This is a genomic window from Streptomyces cyanogenus (assembly GCF_017526105.1).
Taxonomy (GTDB): Bacteria; Actinomycetota; Actinomycetes; order Streptomycetales; family Streptomycetaceae; genus Streptomyces; species Streptomyces cyanogenus.
In genome coordinates this window covers 2,483,123-2,501,054 of record NZ_CP071839.1, presented here as the reverse complement: position 1 = coordinate 2,501,054, position 17,932 = coordinate 2,483,123, and the positions used below count along the sequence as shown (strand labels likewise).

Here is a 17,932-nt window from a genome sequence, read left to right as displayed (position 1 = left end):
AGGGAGTCGTCATGGCCGAGGCCTACATCGTCGAAGCGGTCCGCACACCGGTCGGGCGGCGCGGGGGAGGACTCAGCGCGGTCCACCCGGCCGACCTGGGCGCGCGGGTGCTGACCGCGCTGGTGGAGCGCTCCGGGATCGACCCGGCCGCCGTGGACGACGTGGTCTTCGGCTGTCTGGACACGGTCGGGCCACAGGCCGGCGACATCGCCCGCACCTGCTGGCTGGCCGCCGGCCTCCCCGAGGAGGTGCCCGGCGTCACCGTCGACCGGCAGTGCGGCTCCTCCCAGCAGGCGGTGCACTTCGCCGCCCAGGCCGTGCTCTCCGGCACCCAGGACCTGGTGGTCGCGGGCGGCGTGCAGAACATGTCCCAGGTCCCCATCGCCTTCGCCTCCCGGCAGGCCGCCGTCCCCCTCGGGCTGACCGACGGCCCCTTCCTCGGCAGCACCGGCTGGCGCGCCCGGTACGGCGACCGGCCCGTCAACCAGTTCGCCGGCGCCGAGATGATCGCCGCCCAGTGGGGCATCGGCCGTGCGGAGCAGGAGGAGTTCGCCCTGCGCTCGCACCGGCGCGCGATCTGGGCGATCGACACCGGCCGCTTCGGCCGCGAGACCGTCCCCTGCGGCGAGGCCGCCGTGGACGAGGGACCGCGCCGGGACACCTCCCTGGAGAAGATGGCCGCGCTGCGGCCCGTCCTCGACGGCGGCACCGTCACCGCGGCCTGCTCCTCCCAGGTCTCCGACGGGGCCGCGGCCCTGCTGCTCGCCTCCGAGCGGGCGGTACGGGACCACGGGCTGCGCCCGCGCGCCCGCGTCCACCACCTCTCCGCCCGCGGCGAGGACCCCATCCGCATGCTCACCGCGCCCATACCGGCCACCGCGCACGCCCTGAAGAAGACCGGCCTGACCCTCGACGCCATCGACCTCGTGGAGATCAACGAGGCCTTCGCGCCGGTGGTCCTCGCCTGGCTGAAGGAGACCGGCGCCGACCCCGGCAAGGTCAACGTCAACGGCGGCGCGATCGCCCTCGGCCACCCCCTCGGCGCCACCGGCGCCCGGCTGATGACGACCCTGCTGCACGAACTGGAACGCACCGGCGGCCGCTACGGCCTCCAGACCATGTGCGAGGGCGGCGGCCAGGCCAACGTGACGATCATCGAACGGCTCTGAGCCCCGCCAGCACGCCCAGCACCTCCTCCGCCTCCTGCATGATCCGCTCCACCAGCTCCGCGCACGACGGCAGGTCGTCGATCACCCCGGCGACCTGCCCGGCCGCCATCACCCCCAGATCCGTACGGCCGTCCACCATCGCCGACTTCAGCAGCATCGGCGTGTTGGCGGCCAGCAGCACCTGACTCCAGGAGAGCTCCTTGCCGTGCCTGAGGGCGAGTCCGTCGCGGACCAGCTGCCGCCAGGTCAGCCCCGACAGCCGCCGGAAACCGGCCGCCCGCCGCACGGCGTGCGCGAAGGCGCGTATCCGGCCCGACCGCTCCAGCGCCGCCACCAGGTCGGTGCGCAGCATCCGGTGCGGCAGGCCGTCCACCGCCCGGGTCACCGTGACGTCCCGGACCGTCGCCGACAGATACCGGCCCTTCACCGCGTCCGGGACCGTCGAGTCGGAGGTGAGCAGGAACCGCGTCCCCATCGCCACCCCGGCCGCCCCGTACGCCAGCGCCGCCGCCAGCCCCCGCCCGTCGAAGAAGCCGCCCGCCGCCACCACCGGTATCCGCACCGCGTCCACCACCTGCGGCAACAGCACGCTGGTCGCCACCTCGCCGGTGTGCCCACCGCCCTCGCCGCCCTGCACGAGCACCGCGTCCGCACCCCAGGCCGCCACCTTCTCGGCGTGCCGCCGGGCCCCGACGGACGGGATGACCACCACGCCCGCCGCCTTCAGCTCGGCGATCAGCCCGGGGGAGGGGGCCAGGGCGAACGAGACCACCCGGACGCCCTCCTCCAGCAGGATCCGCACCCGGTCCGGTGCGTCCCCCGCGTCGGCCCGGAGGTTCACCCCGAACGGCGCGCCGGTCCGGGAGCGCACCTCCCTGATCGCGTCCCGCAACTGATCGAGCGTCATCGTCGCGGAGGCGAGGATGCCGAGGGCACCGGCGTTCGCCGCCGCCGAGACCAGGCGGGGCCCGGCCACCCAGCCCATCCCGGTCTGCACGATCGGATGGCGGACCCCGGCCAGCCGGGTGAGCGCGGTCTCCATCAGCCTCCCGCCCCCTCCGGCACCTCGCGCGTGCGCGCCCCCTGCGGGTCCAGCACCTCGCGGACCAGCCGCAGTTCCGCCGCCTCGGGCTCCCGGGTGTACGGCACCCCGTCCGGTACGGCCAGCTCGAACCCCGTCGCCTCCCGCACCTGCTCCACGCTCGCCCCCGGATGCACCGAGACCAGCCGCATGGAGTGGTCGGGGGTCGCGAAGTCGAGAACGGCGAGGTCGGTGACGACCCGGGCGATGCGGTGGAACCGGCCCGCGGCGCCCAGGCCGGCCGCCCGGTCGTACCCCACCCCGCACACCATGTCCACCCGCTCCACGAACACCCGCCGCGAGTGTCTCGGGACCCAGTAACTCGTCGGGTTGTTCAGCGTGTTCAGCGGTGCCCCGCGCACTCCGAGGAGCTGTCTGCGGGGCTGCGACCAGTCGCCGATGCAGGAGATGTTCTGGTTGCCGTACCGGTCGAGCTGGCTCGCGCCCATCATCACGTGCCGCCGGCCGCCCGCCACCAGCTCCAGGTGCTGCCGGTAGGGCAGCCAGCCCTCCGGGGTGCCGTCCGGACGGACCAGCAGGGCCTCGCCGTCCGTCAGCAGCAGGTCCGGTGCGAAGGTCAGCCGGGCCAGCCGCGCGCCCAGCGACGGGATCAGGCCCATCGGGCTGGCCAGGACCTCCCCGGCGCCGCGCCACGCCTCGGCGCAGGCGATCACGCAGTACTCGGCGCGGGTGGCGCTCATCGCTGCCGCTCCGTGCGCCAGACCTCGACCGCCGTCCGGTAGGCGGCCTCGTCCGCGCCGAGGAAGCGCGCGGCGAACTCCGGCCAGGGCGTGGTCGCGTACCGCCGCTGGAACTCCTCGTCCCTGCCGTACTCCGGGGCGCAGGACGTGAAGTGCGCGCCGTTCGGCGCCTCCACCACACCCGTCACCGCGAGCCGCTTGAGCAGCAGCGACTGCGGAACGGCCGCCTTGGTCAACTCGGCCGTGTCCACGATCCGTTCACAGGAGACGTAGGCCGCGTCCGCCGCCTCGCAGAACAGGTCGTCGAAGTACGGGTCCGGGCCCAGGCACTGGCCGTTGCCCAGCCGGTCGGCACGGTGGACGTGCACCAGGGCCGCGTCCAGCCGTAACGCGGGCATCGCCACCAGCGTCTCCCCGTCCGCGTACGGCGACGTCACCGTCCTCAGGTCCGGGTTGACCCGCATGACGTCCGAACCGATGCCCGCCCGCACCGGCAGGAAGGGCAGGCGCTGCGCCGCCGCGCGCAGCCCGCACTGGAACATCCCCTCGTCGACCTCGGTCAGCTCGAAGCCGCCGCGCTCGCGCGCCGCCCGGTAGTGCGGTTCCAGCGGGACGGAGTCCAGGGTGACGAACGCGGTGACCAGCCTGCGGATCCGCCCGGCGGCGGCCAGCATGCCGACGTCCGGGCCGCCGTACGCCACGACCGTCAGATCGCCGATGCCCGACCGCAGCAGCGCCCTGACCAGCGCCATCGGCTTGCGGCGCGAGCCCCATCCGCCGATGCCGAGCGTCATCCCGCTCGCCAGCCGGGACACCACCTCCTCGGCGGTCATCGTCTTGTCGGCCATCTACACCCCCTCCTTCCCGAACGTGTCGCGGACCCGGCCGGCCAGCCCGCCGAGGTTGGCCTCGAAGGTGAAGCCCTGCTCGAAGCGGTAGCTGCGGCGCACGTCGACCGGGTCGATGCCGTTGATGGCGGCCTTGGCCATGCGCAGCAGCCGTCCGTCCTTCGCGGCGATCTGCCGGGCCAGTTCCAGCGCCGCCCCGGCCAGCTCCTCGCGCGGCACCACCCGCCACACCGAGCCGTGCGCGTGCAGTTCGGCGGCGCTCGCCGTGCGCCCGGTGTAGTACAGCGCGCGCATCAGGTGCTGCGGGACCAGCCGGGCCAGGTGGGTCGCGGCGCCCAGCGCTCCCCGGTCCAGCTCGGGCAGCCCGAAGGTCGCGTCCTCGCTCGCCACCACGGCGTCCGCGTTGCCCGCCAGGCCGATGCCGCCGCCCAGGCAGAAGCCCTGCACCGCCGCGACGACCGGTGTCTCGCACTCGTAGACCGCCGCGAAGGCCTCCGCGCAGCCCCGGTTGGCGCCGATCAGGGCCTCCTGTCCGGCCGCCTGTATCTCCTTGATGTCCACGCCCGCGTTGAACCCGCGCCCCTCGGCGGCCAGGACCACGCAGCGGATCTCCGGGTCCCGGCCGGCCGTGCGCACGGCGTCGGCCAGGGCGAACCAGCCGCGCACCGGCAGCGCGTTGACCGGTGGGTAGTCGACGGTGACTACGGAAATCCCCTTTTCCGGGGACGAACAGGAGACACCCATGGGCGCATCAGCTACCTTTCCACCAAACATTTGTTAGGTTGCGAGGCTTCGAAGCTAGCAGTCGGCGCAGACAAGCGGGAGGCCCTGTGGACAACTCACTGCGCGGCAGCACCGTCGTGGTCACCGGCGGCACCCGAGGGGTGGGCGCGGGGATCGCCCGGGCCTTCGCGGACGCGGGCGCCCGGGTCCTGGCCTGCGCCCGCCGGCCTCCCGAACGGCCCTCGCCCGGCGTCGAGTTCGCCCCGCTGGACCTGCGCGACCCGCCCGCCGTCCGGGCCTTCTTCGCCGCACTGCCCCGGCTGGACGTGCTCGTCAACAACGCGGGCGGCACCCCGTACCGGCGCCTCGCCGACGCCGACGCCGAACGGCACGCCAAGGTCGTCGAGCTGAACCTGATCACCCCGCTCACCGCGTCCCTCGCCGCCTACGACCACCTCCGGCGCAGCAGGGGCTCGATCGTGATGGTCGGCAGTGTCAGCGGGGGCCGCCCCTCGCCCGGCTCGGCCGCCTACGGCGCGGCCAAGGCGGGGCTCGCGAACCTGGCCGCCTCGATGGCCGTGGAGTGGGCGCCGGAGGTCCGTGTCAACACGCTCGTCGTCGGCATGGTCCACACCGGCTCGGCCCACCTGCACTACGGCGGCCCCGACGGCATCGCCGCCGTCTCCCGCACCGTCCCGCTGGGCCGCCTGGCCGTCCCCGCCGACATCGGCGCCGCCGCCGTCTTCCTCGCCTCCGACGCCGCCGCCTACATCAGCGGGGCGAGCCTGCAGGTGCACGGCGGCGGAGAGCGACCGGCGTTTCTGGACGCGGTGCCTGCGGGAGCCCTGCGGGGGGCTTCGGCCGGGGGGTCTGGTGTGCCGGGCGGTTCGGCCGCGGGGTCTGCTGTGCCGGGTGCCTCGGCTGCGGGGGCCGCTGTGCCGCGTGCCTCGGCTGCAGGATCTGCCGCGCCGGGCGCCTCGACCGCGGGGTCTGCTGTGCCGGGTGCCTCGGCTGCGGGGGCCGCCGTGCCGGGCGCCTCGACCGCGGGGTTCGTCCTGCCCAACGTCTCAGCCGCGGGGTCCGCCGTACCGGAAGCCTCGGCTGCAGGATCTGCCGCGCCGGACGCCTCGACCGCAGGGTTCGTCCTGCCCAACGTCTCGGCCTCCCGCGCCGACGGGCCGGATGCCGTGAGTGCCGGACCCCGCACCCTCGAACCCCAGACCCTCGACCCCCACACCCCCGAGCCTCACGTCCCCGAGCCCCACACCCCCGAACCGCACACCCCCGAACCGCACACCCCCCAACCCCCGACTGCCGGCAGGGAGAGCTGAGATGAGCGTGGCCGCGAGGACGAGTGGGATCTGTGCGGGCCGGGTCGTGGCCGTCACCGGTGCCGGGCGCGGGCTCGGCCGGGCGCATGCCCTTGCCTTCGCGGCCGAGGGTGCCCGGGTGGTCGTCAACGACCTGGGCGTCGCGCTGGACGGCGCGCCGGACGCCGAGCGGCCGGCGGATGCCGTGGTGGCGGAGATCCGGGCGGCGGGCGGTGACGCGGTCGCCCACGGCGCCGACATCGCCACCAGCGCGGGCGCGGCCGGCCTGGTCCGCACCGCCGTTGAGACCTACGGCCGGCTCGACACCCTCGTCAGCAACGCCGGTTTCCTGCGCGACCGCATGCTGGTCAATCTCGGCGAGGACGACTGGGACGCCGTGATCCGCGTCCACCTCAAGGGGCACTTCCTGCCGCTGAAGCACGCCGCCGCCCACTGGCGGGCCGAAGCCAAGGCCGGCCGCACCCCGGTGGCCCGGGTCGTCCACACCGGCAGCGGGGCCGGCCTGCTCGGCTCGGTCGGGCAGGGCAACTACAGCGCAGCCAAGGCCGGGATCGTCGGTCTCACCCTGGTCGCCGCGGCGGAACTGGCCCGCTACGGCGTCCAGGTCAACGCCGTGGCGCCGGCCGCCCGCACCCGCATGACGGAACGTACCTTCGCCGCGACCATGGCCGCACCGGCCGCCGGTTTCGACGCCATGGCGCCCGAGAACGTCTCCCCGCTCGTGGTCTGGCTCGGCTCGGCCGGCAGCGCGGGGGTGACCGGCCGGGTGTTCGAGGCGGAGGGCGGCCGGATCACCGTCATGGAGGGTTGGCGTCCCGGCCCCACCGCCGACAAGGGGGCCCGCTGGACACCGGCCGAGGCGGGCGAGGCGGCCCGGCAACTGCTGGCGGAGGCGGAGCCGCCGGGGCGGGTGTACGGGGCGTAGGGAACCCCGGTGGCGCGCGCGGGTTCCCTGCGGGGCGGGGCTCGGGTTCCTGGTCGTGCCGCTGGTGAACGTGGTGCTGTCGGCGGTGCCGGGATCTTCTCCACGGCTCAGCAGTTCGGTGGGGCGCTGGGCGCGTCGGTGATCGGCACGGTGTTCTTCGGGGCCGTGGGGGGAAGGGCTGAGCGAGGCGCTGTCCGACGCGATGCCGTGGGTCATGGGGGCGTTCGCGGTGTGCGCGGTGCTGTGCGCGGCGCTCCCTCGCCGGGCCGTCTCGGACCACGAGGGCTGACACCTCGCCACCCGCCCGTCCGACCGAGCCGCCCGCCCGTCCAACCGAGCCACCTGTCCGCCGAGCCGCCCGCCCGCCCGCCGAGCCGCCTACCCGCCTACCCGCCCACCCGTCCAGCCGCCCGCCGAGCCAACCTGCCAGCCGGGCGGCCGGGCGCGGCTACGTGTCGCACTCCAGCACCGTCCGGCACAGCCCGCACCGCACCCGTACCCGCCCCCGCACCGGCACCCTGATCCGCTGGTGGCAGGTCGGGCACGGGAAGCTCACCCGGAGGCGGCCGCCGCTGTCGGAGGCGAAGGAGTACGCGGCCGCCGGCGCGGCGTCGGCGGCGTCGGCGTGCCGGCGGTCGTGGGCGTAGCGGCGGCGGCCCGCCCAGCCGGCCCCGGTCAGCGGCGGCTGCTGCCCGTCCCGGCGGGCCAGGTCCAGGCCCTTGACGTAGGCGGTGTAGGCCTGCGGACTGGTGAACCACAGGGACGGGTCCTCGCCGAAGAGCAGCGCCCGCTTGGCCAGGACGTACCCGAACTCCTCCGGGGTGAGATAGCCGAGCTTCTGCGACGACACCCCGTCCTCCCGGTAGGCGTCCAGCAGCAGCCAGCCCGCGCCCAGATAGGTCGTCGCCGTGTCCGTCAGGATCTCGTTCTCCGCCGTGGTCGGGAAGGCGAGGTCCAGGCGGTGCAGGTAGACGTGCGCCACCTCGTGGGCGAGGGCCGCGCCGATGTCCCTGCGGTGGGTGCGGAACCGGTCGTTCAGTTCGACGAAGTACTCGGGCCCCGCCGCCAGTTCGACGTTCGCCGCGTGGGTCATCTCCCGGAAACCGACGATCAGCCGCGCGTCCGGCAGCCGGAAGTGCCGCACGATCTCCCCGGCCACCCGCTGCGCGCCCAGGTAGAGGTCGTCGGTGTCGCAGAAGGCCACGTCGGCCGGGGCCACGCTGACGGAGAACGTCTCGATGGTGTCGCGGGACAGCCGCCGGTACAGCGCGGTGACGGCGGCCCGCACCGTCTCCAGGTGCGGGTAGCCGTGCTGGACCGGTCCGCCGTTCGCCACGTCGGCACCCCCAAAGACGCCGGAACTCCTCTCCACTGTAGGCGGGAAGGACCCCGGTGCGGCCGGGACGTACCCGCGCGGCCGGCCGGTCACACGGGCAGCAGGCGCGGTGCCGGCCGGTCCGGACCGCCGCCGTCCAGCTCCAGCAGCCACACCTCGTTCGCACCCTCCCGCAGTACCGGCCCGGGTACGAACAGCGACCGCTGCGGACCCACCGACCAGTAACGGCCCAGGTTGAAGCCGTTGACCCAGACGAAGCAGCGCGTCCGGCCCGGCAGCTCCAGCCGGGCGTCCCCGGCCCCGCGCACCGTGACCGTGCCGCGGTACAGCCCCGGCGCCGCCTGTCCGGGCGGCGTACCGAAGGGCACCGCGGCCACGCCGTCGGCGAACGCGTCCAGATCCAGCCCCCGCGCGCGTACCCCGTGCAGATACTGCCGCTCGTGCAGGATGCCGCCGGTGACGCCCTTCGCCTCGCCGAGCCGCGGCCCGTAGTTCACCCTCCCCAGGGACTCCACCCACAGCTCCACGCGCGCGGGGCCCGCGACGGGCTCCTCCAGCACCGGCTCCTCCTCGGTGAGCACCCCGGCCCGCTCCCCGTCGACGTACACCACGGCGAGGTCCCGCAGCCCGCGCACGGTCAGCGGGTACGGCCGCCGCGGGCCGGGCACGTCCACCGTGTAGCGCACCAGGCCCCGGGTGACGCCCAGCTCCTCGAACGTGGGCGGCACCGCGGTGAGCGTCTCCGGGCCGCCCAGCGCCTCCAGCACGCCGGCCGGCGGCGCCCAGCCGGTGAGCACGACCCCGGCCGGGGCGCCCAGGACGGCGGGCGGCGGCGGCAGGTCCGGCAGCGGGCCGGGGTGGTACGCGGACAGCACCTCGCGAAAGCGCCGGAACTTCTCCGTGGGCCTGCCGTACTCGTCCACCGGAGCGTCGTAGTCGTAGGAGGTCACGTCCGGCTCCAGCGGACCCTCGTGCAGCGCGCCGCCGCCCCGGTTGGCACCCGCCCAGCCGCCGAAACTCGTGCCCCCGTGCGCCATGTAGAGGTTCACCGACGCCCCGCACTCCAGGATCTCCCGCAGCGCCTCGGCGGCCTCGGCAGGATCCCGTACGACGTGCTCGCCGGCCCAGTGGTCGAACCAGCCGCACCAGAACTCCATGCACATCAGCGGCCCCCCGGGACGGTGGCGGCGCAGCGTGGCGAACGCCTCGCGCGCGTGGGAGCCGAAGTTCACCGTGGCGAGCACCCCGGGCAGCGAGCCCCCGGTCAGCATGTGGTCCTCGGGTCCGTCCGAGGTGAGCAGGGGAACGGTGACGCCCTCCGAGCGCAGCAGGCCGGCCAGCTCCTCCAGGTAGCCGGTGTCACTGCCGTAGCTGCCGTACTCGTTCTCCACCTGGACCATGATCACCGGGCCGCCGCGGTCGAGCTGGCGGGGCACGATCGCGGGCAGCAGCCGGCGGAACCAGTCCCGGACATGGGCCGTGCAGCGCTCGTCACGCGTACGCGCGCGCGTGCCCGACTCGCCCGTCAGCCACGCCGGCAGCCCGCCGTTCTCCCACTCCGCGCAGATGTAGGGCCCCGGCCGCACGATCGCCCACAGGCCCGCCGCCCGGACCGCGTCCAGGAACCGGCCGACCGCCCCCACGTCCCGGAAGGTCCCCGGACGCGGCTGGTGCAGGTTCCACGGGACGTACGTCTCCACGCAGTTCAGGCCCATCGCCCGCAGCATCCCCAGCCGGTGCCCCCACTGCGCCTCGTGCACCCGGAAGTAGTGCAGCGCCCCGGACAGCAGCCGCACCGGCCGCCCGTCCAGCAGGAACCCGGACTCCCCGACCGCGAACTCGCTCACACGCCCTCCCCGCCACGACCCCGCCCGTGCCCTCCAGCCTCACCCCTTCCGGCGGCCGGCGCCATGGACGAAGATCGGCGCTGCTTGGACGAAAACGCGCCGCGCAGCCCGCCGCAAGGAGCGCCGATGTACCGGACCTGGATGCGGTTCTTCAGCCCCGGCCCCGCCCACCACCGCCTCGGCCTGGTCTGCCTCGGGGTCGGCCTCCAGCACGGCGCGCTGCCCACGGTCGGCCCGCGCACCCTCGACCACCACGTGGCCGTGGTGATCAGCTCGGGCCGCGGCTGGTACCGGGGCTCCGACGGCCGCCGTACGACCGTCACCGCGCCCGCCCTGCTGTGGCTCACCCCCGGCGTGCCCCACCACTACGCGCCCGACCCCGGCACCGGCTGGGACGAGGGCTTCGTCGACTTCGCCGGACCCGCCACCGCGGCCTACCGCGAACTCGGCTGCATCGAACCCGACCGGCCCGTCGTCCCGCTCTCCGACGCCGCCGGCCCCCGCGCGGTCATCGCCCGCATCGCCCGGGCCGCCCGCCCGGGCAACCCCCTGCTGGAGGTGGAGACCGCCGCCGCCGTCCACGAACTCCTCGTCGCCCTGCGCCGCGCCCGCGCCGACCTCGCCCCCGACGGCGACCAGGTGCTGGCCGCCCTCGCCCGGGACGCCTGCACGCCGCTGAGCGTCGCCGGCCACGCCGCCCGGCACGGGATGACCACCGCCGAACTGCGCGACGCGGTCCGCCGGGCGGCCGGCTGCACCCCGAAGGACTACCTGCTCGGCATCCGGCTCGCCCGGGCCAAGGACCTCCTCGCCACCACCGAGCTGCCGGTCGCGGCCGTCGCCCGCCGCGTCGGCTACGACGACCCCGCCTACTTCTCCCGGCTGTTCACCCGGCGCGTCGGCCTTCCACCCGTCCGGTTCCGCGCCCAGCAGGGCCGTACCGTCCCCGGCGGCTGGAGCGACCGCGTCCCCGACCCCGCCGATCCGCCGCTGATCCACTCCCCGGACACCCCGTAGGTACAGGCCCCTCCAGCGCATAGGGTGGGCCCTCATGACCACCAGCAACACCGGCAACGGTGCCGTCGACCCCGAGGTCCGCCAGGAACTGGAGCGGCTGCGCGACAGCATCGACAACATCGACGCGGCCGTCGTCCACATGCTCGCCGAGCGCTTCAAGTGCACCCAGCAGGTCGGCCGGCTCAAGGCGCTGCACCAGCTGCCGCCCGCCGACCCGGCCCGCGAGGCCCGGCAGATCGAACGGCTGCGCAGCCTCGCGGAGAACGCCAAGCTCGACCCGGCGTTCGCCGAGAAGTTCCTGAACTTCATCATCGCCGAGGTGATCCGGCACCACGAGCGGATCGCCGAGGACACCCACAACGGGCAACCGGCGCACGACGCCCGGACAAGCGACTGACCAGGGCCTGACCGGGCGCCGGCACGGCAGCCGGACAGGGCCGCGCACAGGGGACAAAAGCCATGTACCGATCCGCCCCTGTGCGCTGTCCGTCCCATCAGGCAGCATGTCCTGCATGTCCGTACTCACGCGCGACGAAGCGCAGCTCCGAGCACAGCTCCTCGACGTCCACCGGTACACGGTCGAACTGGACCTCACCACCGGTGCCGAGACCTTCGACTCCCGTACGGCGATCCGGTTCACCGCGCGGTCCGACGGGGACACGTTCGTCGAGCTGAAGCCCGCCGAGCTGCGCAGCGTCACACTCGACGGACAGCCGCTCGACCCGGAGTCCCTGTGCGAGGGCCGGCTGCCGCTGAAGAACCTCACCGCCGGCGCACACGAACTGCGCCTCGACGCGGCCATGCGCTACTCCCGCACCGGCGAGGGCATGCACCGCTTCACCGACCCGAGCGACGGCGAGACGTACGTCTACACGCAGCTGTTCCTGGACGACGTCCAGCGTGTCTTCGCCGCCTTCGACCAGCCCGACCTCAAGGCCGTCTTCGAGGTCTCGGTCAAGGCACCCGAGGGCTGGACCGTCCTCGCCAACGGCGTCACCGAACACCGCGGCGACGGCGTCTGGCGGGCCGCGCCCACCCCGCCCGTCTCCACCTACCTGGTCGCCGTCGCCGCCGGCCCCTGGCACTCGGTGCGCACCGAGCACCGCGGACTGCCCTTCGGCATCCACTGCCGCCGCTCGCTCGCGCCCCACCTCGACGCCGACGCCGAGGAGATCCTCGACATCACGCGCGCGTGCTTCGACCGCTACCACGAGAAGTTCGAGGAGCCCTACCCCTTCGACTCCTACGACCAGGCGTTCGTCCCCGAGTTCAACGCGGGCGCCATGGAGAACCCCGGCCTGGTCACCTTCCGCGACGACTTCGTCTACCGCTCCGCCGTCACCGACACCGAGCGGCAGACCCGCGCCATGGTCATCGCACACGAGATGGCCCACATGTGGTTCGGCGACCTCGTCACCCTCAAGTGGTGGGACGACATCTGGCTGAACGAGTCCTTCGCCGAGTACATGGGCTACCAGACCACCGCCGAGGCCACCCGGTTCACCGGCCCCTGGACCGAGTTCGGCGTCACCCGCAAGGCCTGGGGCTACGACGCCGACCAGCGGCCCACCACCCACCCGGTCGCCCCCGAGAACGTCGACGACACGGCCTCCGCCCTGCTCAACTTCGACGGCATCTCCTACGCCAAGGGCGCCTCCGCGCTGCGCCAGCTGGCCGCCTGGCTCGGCGAGAAGGACTTCCTGGCCGGCATCAACACCCACTTCAAGCGGCACAGGTTCGGCAACGCCACACTCGCCGACTTCATCGACTCCCTCGCCTCGGCCACCGACCGCGACGTGCCCGCCTGGGCCGACAGCTGGCTGCGCACCACCGGCGTCGACACGCTCACCCCGGTGACCACCTCCGCCGGCGGCACCTGCACGCTGACCGCCGACCGCACGGGCAGCCGCCCGCACCGCCTGAGCGCCGGCCTGTACGACCACGACGTCGCCGGCGAAGGCCGGCTGGTGCTGCGCGAGCGCATCGACCTCGACGTCCCGCAGGCCGCACCGCAGCCCATCGGCAAGCGCCCCGCCCTGATCCTCCTCAACGACGGCGACGTCACCTACGCCAAGGTCCGCTTCGACGCGCCGTCCTTCGAGACGGTCCGCACCGCCCTGTCCGGCCTGCCCGACCCGCTCACCCGCGCGGTCGTCTGGAACGCCCTCCGGGACGCCGTCCGCGACGGCGAACTCCCGCCCGCCGCCTACCTGGAGACGGCCCGCACCCACCTGCCCCACGAGACCGACCTGGCCGTCGCCCAGGGCGTCCTCGCCTTCGCCGTAGGCCAGCTCACCGACCACTACCTGACACCCGGGGACCGCCCGGCCGCCCTGACCACCCTCACCTCGCTCTGCCGCGACCTGCTGCGGCGCACCGAGGACGGCGACCACCCCGGCCTGCGGCTGATCGCCGTACGGCACCTGATCGGCGTGGCCGCCCACCCCGAGGCCATCGCCGCCTGGCTCGCCGACGGCACGGTGCCCGGCGGTCCGGAACTCGATCCCGAGCTGCGCTGGCGCATCCTCGCCCGGCTCGCCGTGCTCGGCGCCACCGACGAGGACGCCATCGCCGCCGAGCTGGCGCGCGACCCCAGCGCCACAGGCCAGGAGGGCGCCGCCCGCTGCCGCGCCGCGCTGCCCGACCCGGCGGCCAAGCGCGCCGCCTGGGAGGCGATGTTCACCGGCGACGACCTGTCCAACTACCTGTTCACGGCCACCGCCCAGGGCTTCTGGCAGCCCGAGCAGGCCGAGCTGGTACGGGAGTACGTGCCGCGCTTCTACGAGGACGCGGTCGCCGTCGCCGCCCGCCGCGGCCCCGCCATCGCCGTCGCCGCCGGCCGCTGGGCCTTCCCGGCCCACGCCGTCGACGCCGAGAACCTGGCGCTCGGCGAGGCCTGCCTGCGCGACGCCGACCTCACCCCGGCCCTGCGCCGCACCCTCGCCGACCGCCTGGACGACCTGTCCCGCGCCCTGAACGTGCGCGGCCGGCAGCGGGACGAGCAGGAGCAGCAGGGGGCGTAGGTCCTGCGGCGTAGGACGCGGCTGGTCCCTGCCGACGATGCGGCGGACCGGCCGCCGTCCCTAGGCTCGGGCGGTCAGTGATCAACCGAGCACCGGAGGCAGCACCGTGATCGTAGTGACCGGCGCGACCGGCAACGTCGGCCGTGCCCTCGTCGACCGTCTCCTCGCCGCGGGACAGCCCGTCCGGGCGCTGACGCGCGACCCGCAGCGGGCCGCGCTGCCCGAGCGGGCCGAGGTGGTGCGGTTCCAGCCGGACGAGCCCGCCGCCCTGTTCGACGGAGCGACGAAACTCTTCCTGTACGCCCAGGCCGGCACGGCCCCGCTGCTGGCGGCGGCCCGCGAGCACGGCGTGCGGCACGTCGTGCTGCTCTCCAGCGGCATCATCCAGGAGGGCGCCGACGAGACCCACCCCATCCACGTCATGCACGCCACCGTCGAGCGGGAGATCCGCGACAGCGGGCTCGACTGGACGTTCCTGCGCCCCAACGCCTTCGCCACCAACGCGCTCCAGTACGCCCCGCAGATCCGCGCGGGCGACACCGTCCGCGGTGTCTTCGCGGACGGCCTGTCCGCACCCATCCACGAGGACGACATCGCGGCCGTCGCCGAACGCGTCCTGCTCGACAGCGGCCACGAGGGCGCCGTGCACCGGCTGACCGGGCCCGAGGCGACCAGCAACGCCGACCAGGTCGCGGCGATCGGCGACGCCGTCGGCCGGAAGCTGACCTTCGTCGAGGTCGACCCGGCCGAGGCGGGCCCGGAGCTGTTCCCGCACGTACCGCCGCAGATGCTCCAACGACTGCTGGAGAGCTTCGCCGAGACCGTCGGCGTGCCCCCGGAGATCACCGGCACCGTGCAGGAGCTCACCGGCACCCCGGCCCGCACCTTCGCCCGGTGGGCCCAGGACCACGCCGGCGACTTCCGGTAGGCCGGGGCCCGCCCCAACACCTCCGCCGCGTACGGCAGTACACACTTTCGGGTTCTGTTCACCGGGCTTTCGGGACACAGGGCTCCCTTCCGGTACAAGCTGGAACTCCACCCCCAGCCGGAAGCCCGGGCCCGCGGCGGGGTGCGCGAGCGGAGGAGGGTTCCATGAGCACGCCACCCCTGGCCTCGGGTCCCGGCGGCCCCGACGCCCTGCGGCCCCTCCTCGCCACCGTGCTCGACGCGCTCGCGGCCGGCGTCCGCGAGCGCGGCGGACCGCTGCCCGCCGGCGGACCGGACGCCGTCGCCGCCCGCGTCGCGGACGCCCTCGGGGACGTCCTGCCGGACACCGGCGACCCGGACGCCCTGCACACCCTCGTACAGGAACTCGCCGCGGGCGCCGCCGACCCCGCCGACCCGCTGTGCACGGCCCATCTCCACAGCCCGCCGCTCGCCGTGGCCACCGCCGCCGACCTCGCCGCCAGCGCCCTCAACCCCTCCCTGGACTCCTGGGACCAGGCCCCCTCGGCCTCGGCCCTGGAAGCCGCGGTCGCCCGCACCCTCGCACGCACCGCCGGCCTCGCCGACGCCCTCGTCACCACCGGCGGCACCGAGTCCAACCAACTCGCCCTGCTGCTCGCCCGCGAGGCGCACGGCGGCACCGTGCGCCTCGTGTGCGGCGCGAACGCCCACCACTCCCTGCCACGCGCCGCCTGGCTGCTCGGCCTGCCCGACCCGGTCGTGATCCCCACACCCGACGGCACCCTGGACCCCGCCGCCCTCGACAAGGCCCTCACCGCGCACCCCGGCCCGCTGCTCGTCGCCGCCACCGCCGGCACCACCGACGCCGGCCTCATCGACCCACTGCCCGAGATCGCCGGCCTGTGCACCGCCCACGGCGCCCGGCTCCACATCGACGCGGCCTACGGCGGCGGCCTCCTCTTCAGCGACCGTCACCGCGACAAACTCGCCGGCCTCGAAGCCGCCCACACCCTCACCCTCGACCTGCACAAGCTCGGCTGGCAGCCGGTCGCCGCCGGACTCCTCGCCCTCGCCCGCCCGCACGAACTCGCCGCCCTCCACCAGCGCGCCGACTACCTCAACGCCGAAGACGACACCGAGGCCGGACTCCCCGACCTGCTCGGCCGCTCCCTGCGCACCACCCGCCGCCCCGACATCCTGAAGATCGCCGTCACCCTCAAGACACTGGGCCGCAGCGGGCTCGGCACCCTGGTCGACCTGGTCTGCGCCCGCGCGCGCGAATTCGCCGTACTCGTCCAGGAACACCCGGGCTTCGAGCTGTACGGCCGGCCCGTCATCAGCACCGTCCTGTTCCGCCCCGCCGGCGCCGACGACGACGCCGTGGCCGCCGTCCGCCGCAGACTGCAGCACGACGGCCGGGCCGTCCTCGGCCGGGCCCGCGCCGACGGCCGGCTCTGGCTCAAGGCCACCGTCCTCAACCCCCACACCCGGCCGGACGACCTGGCCCAGCTGCTCAAACTCGCCGAACTCGCCGAAGGAAACACCCCCGCATGACCCACGCCCCACGCCACGACCCCGCCGCTCCCCGCGACCTGGTCGGCATCGGCATCGGCCCGTGCAACCTCTCCCTCGCCGCCCTCGCCCACCCGCGCACCGAACTCGACGCCGTCTTCTACGAACAGCGCCCCCGCTTCGACTGGCACCCCGGGCTGCTCATCGAGGGCGCCACCGTCCAGGTCCCCTTCCTCGCCGACCTGGTCACCCTCGTCGACCCCACCAGCCCCTGGAGCTTCCTCAACTACCTCAGAACCCGCGAGCGGCTCTTCCCCTTCTACTTCGCCGAGCGCTTCCACATCCAGCGCGCCGAATACGACGCCTACTGCCGCTGGGTCGCCCGATCCCTCCCCGGGCTGCGCTTTCGCCACCAGGTCGACGCCGTCCGCTGGAACCCCGAACGGCACGTCTTCGAAGTCGACTTCACCCAGCTCGACGCCGAGGGCGAGGCCCAGGCCCTCGGCCGCACCCACGCGCGCAACATCGTCCTCGGCATCGGCACCGCCCCCTACGTACCCGACCCCCTCCGGCCCCTCGTGGACGCGCCCGGCGCGCCCGTCATCCACGCCGCCGACTACCTCGACCACCGCGACAGCATCCTCGCCGCCGGGCACGTCACCGTCGTCGGCTCCGGACAGTCCGGCGCCGAGGTCTTCCTCGACCTGCTCCGGCACCGCCCGGCCGGCCGGGAGAAGCTGCACTGGATCGGCCGGACCGAGGCGTTCGCGCCCATGGAGTACTCCAAACTCGGCCTGGAACACTTCACGCCCGACTACACGCGCTACTTCCACGCCCTCGACGAGCCCGTCCGCGACCGGCTGACCGCCGCCCAGTGGCAGCTGCACAAGGGCATCGACGCCGGCACCCTCGCCGCCATCCACGACGAGCTGTACCGGCGCACCCTGGACGGCGGCTGGCCCGACGCCGTCCTCACCCCCGGCGTCCGTGTCCGCACCGCGGGCCGGATGGCCACCACCGGGATCGAACTGCACCTGGAGCACCTCCAGCAGACCAGCCGCTCCCGGCTCACCACCGACGCCGTCGTCCTCGCCACCGGCTACCGGGAACGCCCCCTCGGCCGCCTCCTCGCCGGGCTCGACCCCTACATCCGCCGCGACAGCAGCGAACGCCCCCGCATCGACACCGAGTTCCGCCTCGTCCTCGACCCCTCGGTCACCGGCTCCGTCTACGTGCAGAACGCCGAACGGCACACGCACGGCATCGGCGCCCCCGACCTCGGCCTCGCCGCCTGGCGCAGCGCCACCATCCTCAACTCCCTCACCGGCAGAGAACCGTATCCGCTGCCGCTGCGCACGGCCTTCACCTCCTTCGGGCTGGAACAGCCGGCCGCCCGGGTGCCGCAGGCCAGGCAACCGAAACGGCTGACTCCGCTCGTCGAGGGAAGATGAGCCGCAACCGGCCGGACGAGATCGGCGCACACCTGCTCGCCGAGCCCGACAGCGGCGACGGC

14 protein-coding genes and 1 pseudogene are annotated in these 17,932 nt (G+C 74.5%); 9 read left to right on the top strand and 6 right to left on the bottom strand.

Translation table 11 applies throughout. The annotated features are described in order from the left end of the window. Positions 1–11 precede the first annotated feature (11 nt). Positions 12–1,169, top strand: a complete 1,158-nt coding sequence (locus S1361_RS11155) for an acetyl-CoA C-acetyltransferase (RefSeq protein WP_208031693.1) — start codon at positions 12–14, stop codon at positions 1,167–1,169. Here the strand turns inward: S1361_RS11155 and S1361_RS11150 are convergent. Genes S1361_RS11150 through S1361_RS11135 form a run of 4 tightly spaced genes read right to left on the bottom strand, consistent with a single transcriptional unit; the run spans position 1,153 to position 4,543 of the window. Then, positions 1,153–2,211: an NAD(P)H-dependent flavin oxidoreductase gene (locus S1361_RS11150; RefSeq protein WP_208031692.1), complete on the bottom strand. Its 1,059-nt coding sequence runs from the start codon at positions 2,209–2,211 to the stop codon at positions 1,153–1,155. The genes S1361_RS11155 and S1361_RS11150 overlap by 17 nt on opposite strands. Next, on the bottom strand, positions 2,211–2,951 hold the full coding sequence (locus S1361_RS11145; RefSeq protein ID WP_208031691.1) for a CoA-transferase subunit beta: 741 nt from the start codon (positions 2,949–2,951) through the stop codon (positions 2,211–2,213). Before S1361_RS11145 ends, S1361_RS11150 begins: the two co-directional genes overlap by 1 nt. Next, on the bottom strand, positions 2,948–3,799 hold the full coding sequence (locus S1361_RS11140) for a CoA transferase subunit A (protein ID WP_208031690.1): 852 nt from the start codon (positions 3,797–3,799) through the stop codon (positions 2,948–2,950). Before S1361_RS11140 ends, S1361_RS11145 begins: the two co-directional genes overlap by 4 nt. Beyond that, positions 3,800–4,543: an enoyl-CoA hydratase family protein gene (locus S1361_RS11135; RefSeq protein ID WP_208031689.1), complete on the bottom strand. Its 744-nt coding sequence runs from the start codon at positions 4,541–4,543 to the stop codon at positions 3,800–3,802. A 98-nt stretch (positions 4,544–4,641) separates the two neighbouring features. On the opposite strand from S1361_RS11135, the pseudogene S1361_RS11130 reads away from it, so the two are divergent. Together S1361_RS11130 and S1361_RS11125 are read left to right on the top strand one after the other, a co-directional pair. After that, positions 4,642–5,361: pseudogene (locus tag S1361_RS11130) on the top strand (SDR family oxidoreductase); the annotation flags it as partial. A gap of 493 nt (positions 5,362–5,854) precedes the next feature. Further along, on the top strand, positions 5,855–6,778 hold the full coding sequence (locus tag S1361_RS11125; protein ID WP_208031688.1) for an SDR family oxidoreductase: 924 nt from the start codon (positions 5,855–5,857) through the stop codon (positions 6,776–6,778). A 448-nt stretch (positions 6,779–7,226) separates the two neighbouring features. On the opposite strand, the gene S1361_RS11120 is transcribed toward S1361_RS11125, so the two are convergent. After that, a complete protein-coding gene (locus S1361_RS11120) occupies positions 7,227–8,114 on the bottom strand; it encodes a hypothetical protein (protein ID WP_208031687.1) in 888 nt (295 codons plus the stop codon). Positions 8,115–8,203: 89 nt separating this feature from the next. Next, entirely contained in the window at positions 8,204–9,961 is a 1,758-nt protein-coding gene (locus tag S1361_RS11115; RefSeq protein ID WP_208031686.1) for a glycoside hydrolase family 35 protein, read from the bottom strand. 126 nt (positions 9,962–10,087) lie between these two features. Here S1361_RS11115 and S1361_RS11110 point away from each other — a divergent pair, with 126 nt between their 5' ends. The 6 genes from S1361_RS11110 (at position 10,088) to S1361_RS11085 (ending at position 17,870) form a co-directional block, all read left to right on the top strand. After that, positions 10,088–10,978 (top strand): helix-turn-helix domain-containing protein, encoded by an 891-nt coding sequence (locus S1361_RS11110; RefSeq protein WP_208031685.1) that lies wholly within the window; start codon positions 10,088–10,090, stop codon positions 10,976–10,978. Positions 10,979–11,012: 34 nt separating this feature from the next. Continuing rightward, positions 11,013–11,375, top strand: coding sequence for a chorismate mutase (locus S1361_RS11105; RefSeq protein ID WP_208031684.1), 363 nt, complete (start codon positions 11,013–11,015; stop codon positions 11,373–11,375). 115 nt (positions 11,376–11,490) lie between these two features. Further along, positions 11,491–14,001, top strand: coding sequence for an aminopeptidase N (gene pepN, locus S1361_RS11100; RefSeq protein WP_208031683.1), 2,511 nt, complete (start codon positions 11,491–11,493; stop codon positions 13,999–14,001). A 106-nt stretch (positions 14,002–14,107) separates the two neighbouring features. Next, positions 14,108–14,929, top strand: coding sequence for an NAD(P)H-binding protein (locus tag S1361_RS11095; RefSeq protein ID WP_208031682.1), 822 nt, complete (start codon positions 14,108–14,110; stop codon positions 14,927–14,929). Positions 14,930–15,093: 164 nt separating this feature from the next. After that, positions 15,094–16,461 carry a pyridoxal phosphate-dependent decarboxylase family protein gene (locus S1361_RS11090; protein WP_208031681.1) on the top strand — a complete coding sequence of 456 codons (1,368 nt, stop codon included), beginning with the start codon at positions 15,094–15,096 and terminating at the stop codon, positions 16,459–16,461. Further along, positions 16,458–17,870: a lysine N(6)-hydroxylase/L-ornithine N(5)-oxygenase family protein gene (locus tag S1361_RS11085; protein ID WP_208031680.1), complete on the top strand. Its 1,413-nt coding sequence runs from the start codon at positions 16,458–16,460 to the stop codon at positions 17,868–17,870. The genes S1361_RS11090 and S1361_RS11085 overlap by 4 nt, the downstream gene beginning before the upstream one ends. Positions 17,871–17,932 lie beyond the last annotated feature (62 nt).